The following is a 13,235-nucleotide window of genomic DNA, read 5'->3' on the forward strand; positions in this document are numbered from 1 at the left end:
GGCACTTGATAGTAATGAACGTGCATTGAATTTTTATGCAAAGCAGGGCTTTACTCCAACAGGTGAGAACAGTAAAGAGCGTGCCAATGACGTTGTTTTGAATGATATCGAGTTAGCTAAGAGCTATCTGCCTAACAAATTGTTCAAGAGTGATTCGGCACGCGTGGCATTTTTACTATGCGTTAAGTTTAGTGGTTAAGGCGGTATGCGGAAACCTCGGTATTGCGTGCCTCACACCTTAACAAGGCGTTAGGGTACAGACACAAAAAAGCCCACAGTGTCAGTTGTGGGCTCTATTGATTAAGCTTCTTGCTCGTCGTCTGGATTCGACTTACTTTTGTCTAAACCAAACTCAAATTTTAGAAACCAAGCACGAAATGCTGCGGAAATACTAAAACTTATTTTCATAGCCAACACCTTTGTGAGGGTTAGTGACTATCAGGCTTACAGGTTCATCATTAGTTTTTTGTTAGCTTTAAGTATTTTAAGTTTTAGATTCGTATTTTAGTTAGCTTTAATTTATTAAGTCTTAGTTTCGTTTTATTTAGTTTTTGATTTTCAGTAGTTTTAGTTTATTGGTTAACTTTGAGTATTTTTAAGTTTAGTCGTTGATTCTTTAGTCTTTACTACCTTTGCCTGACACCTCGCGGATAACCGCTTAAAAGGAATGATATGCCTTTTGCTGCATTGGTCAAGTAAAATGTACCCTAACAAAGCGTTTAAGACGGATTCACAACGCTTGGCATTTTGGGTATGAATCAGTTTAAGTGTTTACGGCACAATGATTTAGGTTTGGTGGTCGCGTTGTTCACCACTTAACGCGGCGTTATAAATATATTCAAAATCATCGCTAGGGAGAAGTAATGATAATTAGCAATACATTAGAGCCTGGAGATTTAGGTCATATCGTTAAACAGCATGGCTTACTCTATTCGAAAGAGTATGGCTATGACTTTACTTTTGAAGCATATGTTGCCGAGCCTTTAGCTCAGTTTGCAAAACGTAATAGTGGCCGAGAGAGAATTTGGTTAGCCAGACTTAATGGTGAATTGGTAGGAACCATTTGTATTTGTGAAAACTCAAATACTGAAGCTCAACTTCGCTGGTTCTCTGTAGATCCAAAGGCTCGAGGCAAAGGGCTAGGAAAAACTTTAATTGAGAAGGCACTTAGTTTTTGTATAGCAAAAAATTACTCGAAAGTAATTCTTTGGACAGTCGCAGGTTTGTCCGCTTCAAAGTCACTGTACATTAAACATGGATTTCAGTTGATCCATGAGGAAAGGTGCGAACTTTGGGGTCAAGCTCAGCTTGAACAGTGTTACGAAAAATATTTATAACAAGGCGTTTAAGAGGGATTCTCAACGCTTGGCATTTTCGGTTTGATTCAATTTTAGTGTTTACGGCACAATGGTTTAGGCTGGGTGGTAGCGTTGTTCACCCCTTAACGCGGCGTTAGCACTCTCTACGTATATTTAGCAACATCTAATGTAATTTATTGGTCATATGAGGCAGTTATGAGCAAAATCCACACGAAAAATGGTTTTCATTATAAGCACACAAAAAGTTGTTACGGTGGTGTTTGGAGCCATACTTGGTATATCAAGCCCGTAGAATCTGAAATTTTCCTCGTTTATACAAATACGGATACCTTAAAAACCTTAAAGGCTGATGTTGAAAATTTTCTATCCAACCCGCAAAAAGCTCGAGAGTACTATTTTGCTGACTTAGCTAGGAAAAGTGATGTGGAATTTGCACTAAAGCAATTAGCTGACGCTGAAGCTCGTTACGAAAGGGTTCACTCTCCTGATTTTGACATTAAGGGTAATAATCCAAATGCAGAAACTCGTGCTCGTCGAAATGCAGAGAGTCAGTTGTTTTCAGCGAGAGCAGCGTTAGAGCAAGCACAAAGGTACAAAGCAATTTTAGGTAATGTGCCTTCATGTGAGTCAGAGTGCTAACAAACAATTTAAGAGGGATTCCCAACGCTTGGCATTTTTGCTTCTACTTCAATGTTAGTGTTTACGGTACAATGCTTTAGGTTGGGTGGTAGCGTTGCTCACCCCTTAATTGGGCGTTAGTTGCCAACGAGGAAAAATGTACCTAAATCAGAATGTTTAGGGCTAATGTCCATGTGCTTTTGGCTAGGTGATCGTATTTAAATTTCTAGTTATTTGGGTTTGTGAAAATCGATTGTTAGTTTCTTTTTTTGGTTGGATTTTCTATTTCAGAAACCGATTTATTTGTTGAAAGTTAGCTGTGTAATATTGTCTGTCCAAAGGAGCTTTTGGGTGTTGTTAGCCCGTTTTCTACGGCGTTGTATGTTCCAAGTGGTTTCAGTGACAGGCGCTTTGAAACGGCGCCTGATTTGAGTTTTTCAAAACACACAAAGACAGTGTTGGCAAAGCGGCAATCCACTTCAAATCAAAGCGTTAGGTCAGGCAACTAACAAAGCATTCAAGAGGGATTCACAACGCTTGGCAGTTTTGGTTTGAATTGGCTTAAGTGTTTACGGCACAATGGTTTAGTTTGGGTGGTGGCGTTGTTCACCCCTTAATGCGGCGTTATGTGCTTTCGGAGAAAACGATGAATAAGTGTCTAATCATCATATTAGCTAGTCTTTCGTTTGGTGCTCTTGCTGAAGAAGAGTCCGTTGACTGTAATAATGCGATGACCACAATCGAGATAAACCAATGTGCCGCTATTGAATTAGAGTCAGCACAAGTTAAATTAGACAAATATCTAAACACTAGCTTTGAGCACAACTCTCATGACCCAGAACTGATCGCAGCAATTAAGCTTGCTCAACAGGATTGGCAAGCATATATGTCTTCTCACTGTGATTCGATTTATACGCAATGGCGTGATGGAACTATTCGTGGAATTAAGGCGATATCGTGCAAAACTAAGTTAACTAAGCAAAGAACGCATGAGTTATGGGAAAACTTTTTAACTTATATGGACAGTACACCACCAGTTTTACCGGAGCCAAGTGTAGAGTAGGTTTCAACCACGCACATAACAAACTGTTCAAGAGTGATTCGCAACGCGTGGCATTTTTGCTATGCGTTGCGTTTAGTGTTTAAGGTGGTATGCGGGAGCTTCGGTATTGCGTTGCTCACCCCTTAACTGGGCGTTATGTGCTCCAGTGAAAATACGAAAGAATATGTCTAAAAAAATCAAAACGTAATAAAAAGAAACCCAAACTTAGTTCACAGTCAAATCGTGATGCAAACCAGGAGAATCGGGTTCGTGAGATAGAGAAGAAACGTAGTTACTTAGTAAATTCGCTCGCGCTGCTTACACTTGTTGCAGAATTGCTCCACATGACAACTAGCGCTTTATATATGTCAGATCAAGAAGCCGAGTTAAAATCCCTAAGAGATAGTATCTATCCTTTGGTAATAGTGCTAATGACTGCCTCACAAATTTTCACTATTACTTGGTTTCGTCGTGTAATCAAAAGCAAAACAGTAGATGAATATCAACGTTCAAATAATGTACTTAGATATAAGGGCATCTTGATATTTCTAGTATTAACTTTGATGTCATATCCTTTGGTTAAATTATCAGGAATCGTAGGGCTATTATCGGCTCAGTTAACTGGTTTGTTGGGTCTAATCCCAATCGAGTTCAAAGAATCAATTGAAGAATTTCTTAATTGGTTCGTCTCAGGTATTTCAGGCTGGATTGGTAATATTCTTCTCGGCGTAATGGGTAATGGCTTATGGTCACAAATAGAAAAGAGAAAGCGTAAAAAATAAGAACACACATAACAAGCAATTTAAGAGGGATTTACAACGCTCGGCAGTTTTTGTTGCAAATTCTAGTTCAGTGATTAAGGTGGTTTTATTGAGTGCAGTGGTGCGTTGCTCACCACTTAATACGGCGTTAATAAGCTACTGTTAACGTATAGTTTTTATGGCTAGTGGTTCTGTGTTGATTGCTAGTTTTCCAGTTCAAATCAGCCAAGTCATTCGCTATCGGTTTTGTAAGTTCTTTACTGAGAATGCCATTTAAAATCGTCGAAAGCGCTAATATGCCAACCACCATTTTCGCTTTCATTAGTTCATCGATGTGGCAATTATCTAACCTTAACTTCTGTGGGTGGCCCGTTTTCAACCAGTCAAGTTAGCAACGTGCTGAAACCTTGTTTGTGGAAGCTATCGTGGGGCAGTAGCCAGTAAAAATCTAGTTGGTTACTGGTGTTAAGTCTGGTGCTTTTTTTGAGTCTAGAGCGCGTGGAAAGTACTTTATTAACAATGTGTTCAAGATGGATTCTCAACGCTCGGCAGTTTTGGTTGCAAATTTTAGTGCAGTGATTAAGGTAGTTTTATTAAGTGAAGTAGGGGCGTTGTTCACCACGTAACGCGGCGTTAGTTTGCTACAAAGAATCGGGAAGTATTGAGGAAGATATGAAATCACCAAAGATAAACGCAGTGTCCCCCTTCAGTTTTGTCGCTCCAAATATACTGATAAATGAGCTCATGGCTCATTGCTGGGTGGCCTCTAAACTTCAAATGTCCAACAATCTGGTCTGGGCTCCAATCCAGTTGTAGTAGGGCTTCGACCAATCTAAAGTCGGTTTTGAAATAGCGTTTATCACTCCTTGAACGATTTAGTCTGCTTCGAGCTTTTTGTTTTGCTCGAGCAGGTTGGTAAGACGGGTTAGGTCGGTATGCGTTGTGTAGAGAATTGCGTTGGAATTCGCGATAGATAGTACATCTGTGACGCCCGAGTTGTGTTGCGATTTTATCGACACTAATTCCTTGCTTTTTGAGCGCAGAAATCATATACCTTTCGTTCTAAGTGAGGTGCGTGTATTTCATGTTTTTTACTTCTTGGCGGGAGCAAAGTTCATGATTATCGCACCTTACAGTTTTTATGTTCATTTTATGTTCAGAGGTGTCGCACTTCGTACTTGAATCCAAGCTCCTTAACAGGGCGTTAGCTTTTGAATCAAATCGTCGGATGTAAAAATTAAAACTGTTAAGTTCAATTTTAGTTTGATATTTGCCCAAAAAGGGTATCTCCGGGGAGCCTAATAAACTTATTCTTTTTAATGTGCTCTTAGTTTACCTTGGAGACTCTTGGATGACTAGCAAGAAAAGTAAAGCAACATTAAACCTTAGACGCATAAAGCAATATGGAGAAACAACGTTAGGAAAACTAACAATTGATGGTGTAGACAAAAGTTGGTTTATTTTAGAGCCGGGTGGCCCTGACTCAATAGTTGAGGGATCTGATAAAAGAATTTCAGCTGGTACATACAAAATGGAACCGTTTAGTGGTGCCAAATATAAAAATGTGTATGAATTAAAAAATGTTCCAGGAAGAAATTATGTATTGATTCACGCTGGCAATTACCATGAAAATACGGAAGGTTGTCTTATGCCTGGTAAAAGTTGGGGTGTATTAAAAGATTCACATTATTATGTAAGCAATAGTAAGGTGGCTTTAAAAGAGATTTTTTCAGAGATCGGTAAGTTTAAAAGTGTTGAAATTAGGGTAACAAATCAACTGGAGAAATGATTCATGTTAAAAAGAATTGGAATTTTATTTTTCCTAGTATTTTCAACTTCTGTGATTGCATCGACTCTTCGTACAGAGATCAATCTTCAGTGGATGAAAAGTAATTATCCTAGAATCCAACAGCAGTTGAGAGGCGATGATTCAATATTAGTTGTACCTACAATAAATACTCTTGGTGAAATATGGCTCCACCGAGATGGTGCTGTTTCTGGAGAGGTATCTCCTTTGTTGTTAGTTGCTTTGACTCATCATACTCATGTTACATTGGCTGTGCTTTCATCAGAGCCCGATTCGTTTTCAAAGTGGTTAAATGAATTACAGGGAATAGTTTTTACGGATTTCAATGGGGGAGACGTCGAACAATTATCTCAAACTAAAGAAGATGTTGTTCGTGCTTTGAATTTATATATGAACTCAAGCCCTCAAACAGCGCTAGCGCCTTATGGAAAGAACTTACTTGAAAGGATCCAGAAAGTTTCAATCCGAAGCGTAGACTGATATTTTATAAATAATAGAGTTCTAATTTATGGAATAAAAAGCTAACAAAGCATTTTAGAGTGATTCCCAACGCTGGCATTTTTGCTTCTACTTCATATTTAGTGTTTATGGCACAATGCTTTAGGTCAGGTGATAGCGTTGCTCACCCTTTAGCTGGGCGTTATGTTTTATGAGGAAAAATGGAAAGTATTACTAATTTTATTAAAGGGTTGAGTGAGTACCAAGCTAGCTTCTACGCTTGAGGTAGAGTGCCTTTCACGTTCTTTCCGTTGTCACTATATGCGGAGTTTTCGCTTGGACTTAACCGTTTACGGTTTCTAACTTTCGGGTTCTTTATCTGGTGTAGCTTCTTTTGTGTTGTCAGATTTTAGGCTTAAATTCAGCATGTTGGTGTGGTTGTTAAAACTCGGTGACCGAATCCTATGCAAATTTGAAACGCTATCTTCCTTTAAGTTTTTGCTACACTTAAAGTAGGCAGCAACGAGAGGGTGTTTTTATGCTCCAAGCCCACTTTATTAAACTCGTCACCCAACTGGCGAAACTCATCGATAGTCGATCTACGTCATATTACGATGCTGCTTAAAGAGATAAATAAAAACCACAATATTATCAATGACTTGGTGTTGTTTGTTGTCGATGGGCCTGAATATCCTCACAGTCATAGCTCTTTGATAAATCGCCACGGGAAAGTGAACAGCATGCAGCGGTATTGCTGTAAGAGCTGCTTGAAAACCTTTAAGGCTACAACAGGGATATCGTTGGCTCGTCTTCATTACAAAGAATAATTGGAGCACTAAATGAAATGCATAATGGAGAGCAAAGTGCTTCGTGTTAGCGCCAGAGCGCCCGGTGTTAACCTAAAGACCTCATTCCGCTGGTGACACAGATTTCTGGAATTACCTACAACCCTTAATGCATCAGGGCTTGAAGGAATTATCGAAGCTGACGAAACGCTGTTCGCATACTCAGAGAAAGGTTCAAGAACACTGACACGAAAACCCAGAATGAGGTTGAATGAAAGCCTCTAAGCGCGGCCGATCCAAAGAAGACTGGGTTCCTGTCCTCACCATTCGTGATCTAGGTAAACATACCTTTGAAGCGAGCCTCCTTAATGTTTCAAAAGAGGCATTAGTCAAAGAATTGAAAGGAAAGTTGCAAAAAGATAGTGTCCTTTGCACCGATGGCTTTCAACCGTATGTCGCCATAACCCTACGCCATGATTTGATCTATAAAAGGCTGAATGTATCTGAGGGGATTCGGGTGATAGATAAAGTGTTTCACATTCAGAATGTTAACGCTCACCATGGCCGCTTAAAGGGTTGAATTAAACGATTCCTCGGAGTGGCGACAAAATACTTAGAGCATTACCTTGGTTGGCATCGATACATGGATGTGACTGAAGAACTTAACGAAAACAGGATGTTAATTCTTCAGCAACAGTTAAAAGGAACATAGCGAGTTCTTGAATATAGCTTTGTAACTCAGATAATTTCATAAAGTTCTTTGTGATAAAATCTTACACTAGCAAGCAATGTCTTGTTATGGTGTCAGCAATGCAACCTCCGAACTCAAACCCCCTTTGTGAAATGCTGTAACTTGTCGTTTGTCTAATGCAGAAAAAGCGATGTGGCATGTTGAATTGCTGACACCTTTTTCAATGAGAAATCTTACATTTGGCTCGCTCGAAAGCCCGAAACCAGCAGCATTTTCATCTGACCATTTGAGTTCAATGCCCAATGGCTCGAGCGCATTCATGTAAAACGCACGACATTCTTCGAATGCCGCTACCTTAATTTCAAAATGATCTATCACTCTTTGTCCTTTTGAGTCTGTTACTATTTCCCTTGAAGTGCACAACTCCATGATGGGGTGAGGCATGTTATATCGGTGCTTTATACAACTTAGCGATTTAACCAGCGCATAGCTCACGCAAGATCTGCTTCTGTAAAGTTAGTTTTAAATGTGAAAGCAAAGGGCGTATCTCCGTTATCGCGCAAATGTTGAAGGCGGAATAAAGCTTCTTGTGGTGTTGGTATATGGCCATCTTCAACCCACCATAGAACATAGCTATCTTCTGTTAATCGATGAAACCATTCGCTTTTTCGGCGCATGAAATCTCTATGGTCAGTACGGAACATAAAGTTTTTGAGTGCGTCAGTACTTTCCCAGACAGACATGTTTACAATCATGTTTGGGTCTTCAAACAATTTAATGCTGGTGGCATCACCGGAGTCGTCTTTTAAACGCCAAACAAAGCCTTCACTCTCTTCAGCAATACCATTAACTAAGTCTAAATTGTCTACAAATTCTTTAATTTCAGGTGCATCCAGAGGATATTTGGCAAGCGCAATATTTAACTGTGCTAATTTCATTTCAGACCCTCCTTGGTCGGTAAGTTAGTGCAATAGCGGTAAACGGCTTCTTATGATGCAATGTATTGCTTATGCCTTCAAAGATAAATTAGAAAGTTAGTGATTTTGACTGCCAATTACATTGTAAAAATCGGTTTGGTACATTGGTCTTGTTGAGTTCAAGACGGTACCGATAACGAGAGATTTCTTAGAGACAAACCATCCCATTTGTGCGAGAGTATTTTTAGTCGATTTGACTATCTATTTGATTTTTAATTTATATTTCGAGTTACTATGAATTAATTGCGCAAGTATCACTCGGCGTGTTCAGTTCAAGACGAGCAATACTTAAAGGAGTCGCTATGTATTTTTGGGATGTACAAAGTCTGAAGAACGATATTCGAGCCAACAAACTGTCGGAAAAAGATAAGTTCTTGTATATGTTTTTAAGCATAGCGTTTGTGACTATTGGTATTGAGCTTATTTCCATCTCGCCACTCGAACCACAAAATGTATGGGATGCTGTCGAATCTGTGTCTTATATTCTGATTGTCTTGTTTGGTACGTACTGGGCGTATAAGGCCAATGGTTCCGAACATGGTACGGATTTCCTTGGGCGATACTTTAGTATCAGCTTTGTTGTGTCAGTGCGGTTTTGTACGTTATTAATTCCGATATCTGTATTTTTGCTTGCCTACTACATGACGGTGATGCCTGAGGATGGCATTGTGGTGAGCTCGTCCGTCGATGTTCTGCCATTCATCGTTTGGTATGCCTTACTTTACGCCAGTATCATCAAGCATATTAAAGCGGTGCAGGTTTAGTTGAGGTTCTGTCTATTTCCGCTTTGGATGTTTCGCCAAACTAAAAAGCCCTGCTCATTGGTGAGCAGGGCTTTTGCTTTTAGGGTCAATCTTAACCGATGATGAAGAAGAAAATCGCGGTTGCAACAATACCAATCAGTGCATAAGGGAACTGTGTCGTCGCGTGTTGCATGGACGTACAACCAGAGCCTTGTGCAGACAACACGGTAGAGTCACTAAAGAAGCAAGAGTGGCTACCGGCCGCTGATGCCGAAAGTAGAGCCGCAACGGTTAAGTGTAGCGGCACGCCAAGCTGTTCACCCAAAGGCAGAACGATTGGCATCGCTACCGCGAATGTTCCCCAAGAAGATGCCGTAGCAAAGACCAACGCACCAGTAATCATAAAGATAATCGCAGGGAAGTAAGATGCCGATAAGTAAGGACTTACGGTCTCAATCACGTATTGCGTGACACCTAGCGAGTCATTGACGGATTTCAGCATGAAGCCGCCAATTACGGTTGCAAGCGGCAGTAGCATGACTTTAATGCCATCATAAACAGCTTCGAACATATCGTTCATCGAAATCAGTTTTTGTGCGCCGTAGAAGCTAATGGTGAAGATCAGTGCGACGAAAACCCCCGCCAGTAGGTCGATACCAAAGTACCAGCTGGCAGCAACGAGGACGATCATCGGTAAAAGGAAGTTGATCAAACCCATTGTCGGATTGGTGTGCGCAGAAACTTCAGAACCAAAGTCCACATCGGTTGCGCCGTCTGGACGAACTTGACCATTCTTCGCACGCTCTTCTGCTTTTTTCATTGCGCCGAGGTCAGGGATTTTTTCCATCGCAACCAGCAGAACAATCACCAAAGTTACCCAGCCGTAAGCCATGTAAGGAATTGCTTGCATGTACGTCTGAATACCTTGGCCTGCTTCAGCGACGCCGTTTGCTTCTAGCAGTGAGCTAAAGAAGATAGCCCAAGTTGAAATTGGCACCAGAATACAGATAGGCGCTGCGGTTGAATCCACTAGATAAGAGAGCTTTTCACGAGAGATCTTGTAGCCGTCAGTGACTTTTTTCATCGATGATGAAATCGCAATTGCATTCAAGTAGTCATCAATAAAGATCAGGATACCCAGAGCAAATGTCATCAACATCGATTGCTTGCGGCTTTTAACCTTGGTGACAAGCATATCGGAGAAGCTCAAAATACTGCCGCCTTTCTCCAACACGGCAATCAAACCGCCCATCAAACCACATACGAGGATGATCCATGCGATGGTTTCATCCATCATCACACTCATCGAAATATCGACAATTTGCTCGACCGCTTCGGTTGGGTTGAGCAAAAGTACCCCAGCAATTGCGCCACTAAAAAGGGCTTCCACAGTTCGGTGTGTCGTGAGGGCAAAGACCAAAACCAACGCGGTTGGCAGAAGACTCATCCATCCGTAGGCTTCGCCTTCCTCATGATTTAATCCGATTGTGGTAAAAAAGATAAACGTCGCAACTGAGATTAAAGAAACAATAATATGTTGAGTATTGATTTTAAGCGGCGCATCCAGCGCCTTGGTTTGCGTTGTCATAAAGTGCATTTCCTTTGTTTATGCCGAGTGCAACATCCAGTCGATTTCCAATGGAGTAATCGCTCGCTCAAATTCTGCGAGTTCACTCCGCTTGCAAGCTAGATACAAGTCAATAAAGTCTTGTGAGATGTATTGAGCCAACTCGCTGTGCTCCAGTCGCTCTAGCGCTTCTGACATACGCAGCGGCAGTTCAACAGCATCGTCACTTAAGGTTGGCGGACATTGGTCTTTGGTGTAGTTATCACTCGCTAATACTGCGGAAAGTACTACTGCAGCGAGAATGTAAGGGTTAACGTCAGCGCCAGCGATACGATGCTCAATACGACGGTTTTTACTGTCGCTAATCGGCACACGCAGCGCCACGCCTCGGTGGTTTTCTCCCCAGTCAGCTTTTGTTGGCACATATGCACCCGGTAAAAAGCGGCGGAAGGAGTTAACGTTCGGACAAATCAAACCCATGGCATCGGAGGTTTGTGACAACATGGCTGCCATGGTTTGATAGAAGAAGGGGCTAGCTTGACCATCGGTTTGACTAAAGTGGTTGTTACCATCTTTATCAACCAAGCTGAGGTGAATGTGCATGCCATTACCCGCTTGTTCACCAAAAGGTTTCGCCATAAATGTCGCATCAAACCCGTGCTGGTGAGCCACTTGGCGAATCAAACGTTTTGCAATGATGATTTCATCACACGCTCGCAGTACGTCTTTGGAATGGTTGAAGTTGATTTCGAACTGTCCCGGTGCAGACTCAGAAAGAGCACCGGACGTATTCAACCCTTGTTCTAATGCGATTCGATTAAGATCGGTCAAGAAATCCGCGTAGTCATCTAATCCATCAAGGTCGTAAACTTCGGTGTCTTTTTCTCGTGTTTTCTTCGTTGGATTAATTGCCGTTAATGGTTCGCCATTTTCCCCGCGAGTTTTGTCGATTAAATAGAATTCTAGCTCTAGCGCGACACATGGGTACTGATCTTTGGCATGCAGCGTTTGCAACATAGACGCGAGAATGTTGCGGATGAACAGTGGGTTAGGGTGTTCCCCGGTTTCATCCATCATACTAAGCAGTAGTTGGCCAACTTGTTCCTTTGCCGTTGGCATCAAAGTACCACTGATTGGGTAACAGAGGTGATCTGGCTCTCCGAGATCTTCGCCCAACCCCGCAGTTTCAACGACGTTACCTTTAGTATCGAGGGTGATGGTCGAGAGGGGGAGTGCTACCCCTTTATCAAGCTTCTCTAGTGCGTCTATCGGGATGCGCTTTCCTCTTGGAGTGGCATTGATATCGGTAAAGATAAGGTCGATAAACTCTATATCGGGCCATTTTTGTTTAAAATTTTGTACTTCCTGTAGATACGATTCCATTTTCTTCTCCAAATAGCCTGACGAGTAGAAATTAGAAATAACCAAATTAACAAATAAATTACAGCGTTTTAATTAAATTGTTTGTTTTTCAGGTTATTTTTAATTTAAACATGCACTTATACTGTGCTTTTGGTGTTTAACGGCTGGTTTTTATGTCTTTCTGTTAACTATTTTGTAACAGTTGGTTTTGTTTTGTTCAATATAATGAGCATAAATATTCAATTTAGTGGCCTAAATAGTGCGTTAGATCACGTTGTGACGATAATAACGAATATCCGTGTTGATAATTTTGTACATGGTTTGTAGGGTAAATGTTAAATAAATCGAACACGGAAATATCATGTCAGGAACACGCAAACCCATCATTGGTGTGGTTAGCTGCACTAAAGAGTTAGGTGGCTATCAGATACAAGCGGTCAACGACTTTTACTTACGCGCCGTTAAGGATTTTGGAGGGCTACCGATTATGTTAGCTCCAGAAATGTCGGGAGATGACGTAGCCACCATATTAGACATGTGTGATGGCTTCCTATTTCCTGGTAGTCATTCGAATGTTGCTCCGCATCGATACAATGCAACACATGAAGAAAGCCATAAAGATGAAGCGCGTGATGAACTATCACTGACGTTAATTCGTCACGCGGTAGACCAAAACACTCCGTGCCTTGGTATCTGTCGCGGTTTCCAAGAGATGAATGTTGCACTAGGCGGCTCATTAAACCCAGCCGTGCACGACTCAGGCTTTAATGATCATCGCGAAGCGACTGTTGAAGATTTCGAACAAAAATACGCGCCCGCTCATGCGGTATTAGTGCAAAAGCAGAGTTTGTTTGAACAATGGTTGGTACAAAATCACTGGGAAAATACCACCTTTTTTGAAGTGAACACGCTGCACAATCAAGGCGTCGATCAGCTTGCTCCTCAGCTGCAAGTTGAAGCTAAAGCCCCGGACGGCCTAGTAGAAGCATTTAGTCTTCCGCAACAAAAATTTTTCGTTGGCGTGCAGTGGCACCCAGAATGGAAAGCAAAAAACAATCATTTCTCTCAAATTTTATTCAATGAATTTATGATGGCAGCCTCTCGTTAAACGTTTGGAGCTGCATG

General features: G+C 41.3%; 11 protein-coding genes and 4 pseudogenes. 10 read left to right on the forward strand and 5 right to left on the reverse strand.

All coding sequences use genetic code 11. The annotated features are described in order from the left end of the window. The 5 genes and pseudogenes from NL646_RS23460 to NL646_RS18435 form a co-directional block, all read left to right on the forward strand. Window positions 1–199, forward strand: a pseudogene (locus NL646_RS23460) (hypothetical protein); the annotation flags it as partial. Window positions 200–863: 664 nt separating this feature from the next. Continuing rightward, entirely contained in the window at window positions 864–1,337 is a 474-nt protein-coding gene (locus tag NL646_RS18415) for a GNAT family N-acetyltransferase (protein WP_029863877.1), read from the forward strand. A gap of 177 nt (window positions 1,338–1,514) precedes the next feature. Further along, the gene (locus NL646_RS18420; RefSeq protein ID WP_029863876.1) at window positions 1,515–1,958 is read left to right on the forward strand and encodes a hypothetical protein; all 444 of its coding nucleotides are present in this window, start codon (window positions 1,515–1,517) and stop codon (window positions 1,956–1,958) included. Window positions 1,959–2,583: 625 nt separating this feature from the next. Continuing rightward, window positions 2,584–3,000 (forward strand): lysozyme inhibitor LprI family protein, encoded by a 417-nt coding sequence (locus tag NL646_RS18425; protein ID WP_025534833.1) that lies wholly within the window; start codon window positions 2,584–2,586, stop codon window positions 2,998–3,000. Between the two features lie 344 nt (window positions 3,001–3,344). After that, window positions 3,345–3,761, forward strand: coding sequence for a hypothetical protein (locus tag NL646_RS18435; protein ID WP_154215590.1), 417 nt, complete (start codon window positions 3,345–3,347; stop codon window positions 3,759–3,761). A gap of 690 nt (window positions 3,762–4,451) precedes the next feature. Here the strand turns inward: NL646_RS18435 and NL646_RS18440 are convergent. Then, window positions 4,452–4,790 (reverse strand): annotated as a pseudogene (locus tag NL646_RS18440) (transposase); the annotation flags it as partial. A gap of 301 nt (window positions 4,791–5,091) precedes the next feature. Here NL646_RS18440 and NL646_RS18445 point away from each other — a divergent pair. The 3 genes and pseudogenes from NL646_RS18445 (at window position 5,092) to NL646_RS18455 (ending at window position 7,482) form a co-directional block, all read left to right on the forward strand. Then, window positions 5,092–5,529, forward strand: coding sequence for a DUF5675 family protein (locus NL646_RS18445; RefSeq protein WP_025534831.1), 438 nt, complete (start codon window positions 5,092–5,094; stop codon window positions 5,527–5,529). A 3-nt stretch (window positions 5,530–5,532) separates the two neighbouring features. After that, entirely contained in the window at window positions 5,533–6,027 is a 495-nt protein-coding gene (locus NL646_RS18450; RefSeq protein ID WP_129147797.1) for a hypothetical protein, read from the forward strand. A gap of 496 nt (window positions 6,028–6,523) precedes the next feature. Beyond that, window positions 6,524–7,482 (forward strand): annotated as a pseudogene (locus NL646_RS18455) (IS1595 family transposase). 111 nt (window positions 7,483–7,593) lie between these two features. On the opposite strand, the pseudogene NL646_RS18460 reads toward NL646_RS18455, so the two are convergent. Then, window positions 7,594–7,839: pseudogene (locus tag NL646_RS18460) on the reverse strand (lactoylglutathione lyase); the annotation flags it as partial. Between the two features lie 113 nt (window positions 7,840–7,952). Beyond that, window positions 7,953–8,399 (reverse strand): DUF3291 domain-containing protein, encoded by a 447-nt coding sequence (locus NL646_RS18465; protein ID WP_005500348.1) that lies wholly within the window; start codon window positions 8,397–8,399, stop codon window positions 7,953–7,955. A 341-nt stretch (window positions 8,400–8,740) separates the two neighbouring features. Here NL646_RS18465 and NL646_RS18470 point away from each other — a divergent pair, with 341 nt between their 5' ends. Then, window positions 8,741–9,202 carry a hypothetical protein gene (locus NL646_RS18470; RefSeq protein ID WP_005500350.1) on the forward strand — a complete coding sequence of 154 codons (462 nt, stop codon included), beginning with the start codon at window positions 8,741–8,743 and terminating at the stop codon, window positions 9,200–9,202. Window positions 9,203–9,293: 91 nt separating this feature from the next. Here NL646_RS18470 and NL646_RS18475 read toward each other — a convergent pair whose 3' ends face one another. Together NL646_RS18475 and NL646_RS18480 are read right to left on the reverse strand one after the other, a co-directional pair. Next, the gene (locus NL646_RS18475) at window positions 9,294–10,769 is read right to left on the reverse strand and encodes a Na+/H+ antiporter NhaC family protein (protein ID WP_021449153.1); all 1,476 of its coding nucleotides are present in this window, start codon (window positions 10,767–10,769) and stop codon (window positions 9,294–9,296) included. A gap of 18 nt (window positions 10,770–10,787) precedes the next feature. Next, a complete protein-coding gene (locus NL646_RS18480) occupies window positions 10,788–12,131 on the reverse strand; it encodes a glutamine synthetase family protein (protein ID WP_005485605.1) in 1,344 nt (447 codons plus the stop codon). Window positions 12,132–12,471: 340 nt separating this feature from the next. On the opposite strand from NL646_RS18480, the gene NL646_RS18485 reads away from it, so the two are divergent. Beyond that, window positions 12,472–13,218 (forward strand): gamma-glutamyl-gamma-aminobutyrate hydrolase family protein, encoded by a 747-nt coding sequence (locus NL646_RS18485; protein WP_253664519.1) that lies wholly within the window; start codon window positions 12,472–12,474, stop codon window positions 13,216–13,218. The last annotated feature ends 17 nt before the right edge of the window (window positions 13,219–13,235 follow it).

It is taken from the genome of Vibrio sp. Y20_XG_PY13 (assembly GCF_024181925.1).
Taxonomy (GTDB): domain Bacteria; phylum Pseudomonadota; class Gammaproteobacteria; order Enterobacterales; family Vibrionaceae; genus Vibrio; species Vibrio parahaemolyticus.

Coding starts and splice junctions, on each gene's coding strand:
- NL646_RS18415 (WP_029863877.1), top strand. CDS start 864: ATGATAATTAGCAATACATTAGAGCCTGGAGATTTAGGTCATATCGTT.
- NL646_RS18420 (WP_029863876.1), top strand. CDS start 1,515: ATGAGCAAAATCCACACGAAAAATGGTTTTCATTATAAGCACACAAAA.
- NL646_RS18425 (WP_025534833.1), top strand. CDS start 2,584: ATGAATAAGTGTCTAATCATCATATTAGCTAGTCTTTCGTTTGGTGCT.
- NL646_RS18435 (WP_154215590.1), top strand. CDS start 3,345: ATGTCAGATCAAGAAGCCGAGTTAAAATCCCTAAGAGATAGTATCTAT.
- NL646_RS18445 (WP_025534831.1), top strand. CDS start 5,092: ATGACTAGCAAGAAAAGTAAAGCAACATTAAACCTTAGACGCATAAAG.
- NL646_RS18450 (WP_129147797.1), top strand. CDS start 5,533: ATGTTAAAAAGAATTGGAATTTTATTTTTCCTAGTATTTTCAACTTCT.
- NL646_RS18465 (WP_005500348.1), bottom strand. CDS start 8,399: ATGAAATTAGCACAGTTAAATATTGCGCTTGCCAAATATCCTCTGGAT.
- NL646_RS18470 (WP_005500350.1), top strand. CDS start 8,741: ATGTATTTTTGGGATGTACAAAGTCTGAAGAACGATATTCGAGCCAAC.
- NL646_RS18475 (WP_021449153.1), bottom strand. CDS start 10,769: ATGACAACGCAAACCAAGGCGCTGGATGCGCCGCTTAAAATCAATACT.
- NL646_RS18480 (WP_005485605.1), bottom strand. CDS start 12,131: ATGGAATCGTATCTACAGGAAGTACAAAATTTTAAACAAAAATGGCCC.
- NL646_RS18485 (WP_253664519.1), top strand. CDS start 12,472: ATGTCAGGAACACGCAAACCCATCATTGGTGTGGTTAGCTGCACTAAA.